Origin of the sequence: Kitasatospora sp. MY 5-36 (genome assembly GCF_001182915.1) — a bacterium.
Lineage (GTDB): Bacteria > Actinomycetota > Actinomycetes > Streptomycetales > Streptomycetaceae > Kitasatospora.
Genome location: NZ_LFVW01000072.1, coordinates 1 through 914, shown reverse-complemented (window position 1 = coordinate 914; position 914 = coordinate 1). Strand labels below are relative to the sequence as shown.

The following is a 914-nucleotide window of genomic DNA, read 5'->3' as shown; positions in this document are numbered from 1 at the left end:
TCGTGGAGGAGGCCCCGGCGGCCGTCGAGGCGGCGTCCGAGCCCGGGCCGGCGCTCCCGGAGCTTCCGGCGCTCCCGGAGCTTCCGGTGCTGACCGGCGGGACGTCGGTGTGGCGGGTCTCCGGTCGTAGTGCGGTGGCGCTGGCCGGTCAGGCCGGTCGACTGCGTGAACACGTGCTGGCGCGGCCGGAGTTGTCGGTCGGCGATGTGGCGTGGTCGCTCGCGACGACGCGATCGGTGTTCGAGCAGCGTGCGGTGGTGCTGGGCGGCGAGCGGAGTGAGCTCGCGGCGGGTCTCGCGGCGGTGGCCACGGGGCAGCCCGCGCCCGGTGTCGTGACCGGCGGACTCGCTCCCGGTGGGGTGGGGCGGACGGTGTTCGTCTTCCCGGGCCAGGGGAGCCAGTGGGTCGGGATGGGGCGTGAGCTGGCGGAGTCTTCGCCGGTGTTCGCGGCGCGGCTGGCCGAGTGTGCTGAGGCTCTGGCGCCTTATGTGGACTGGCAGTTGGACGACGTTCTGGCGGGCCGGCACGGCTTCGAGGCCGCCGACGTCGTGCAGCCGGCGCTGTGGGCCGTGATGGTGTCGCTCGCCGCTGTGTGGGAGGCGGCGGGTGTCGCTCCCGATGCGGTGGTGGGTCACTCGCAGGGTGAGATCGCTGCCGCTGCGGTGGCCGGGATCCTGTCGCTGGAGGACGCGGCGAAGGTCGTCGTTCTGCGGAGCAAGACCCTGAAGGCCTTGGCCGGTCGCGGTGGGATGCTGTCGATCGCGGAGCCGGTGGCGGGTGTGCGGGCGCGGATCGCCGCGTACGGTTCCCGGTTGTCGGTGGCGGCGGTGAACGGCCCGTCGGCGACGGTCGTCTCCGGTGACGCCGACGCGCTGCGCGAACTCGCCGAGGCGTGCGGGGATTCGCCGCGCGCT

General features: G+C 74.2%; 1 protein-coding gene. It reads left to right on the top strand.

The genetic code is table 11. The annotated features are described in order from the left end of the window. Positions 1–86: 86 nt before the first annotated feature. Positions 87–914, top strand: an 828-nt coding sequence (locus tag AE652_RS06380; protein ID WP_369808273.1) for an acyltransferase domain-containing protein, incomplete at its 3' end; no start/stop codon positions are given.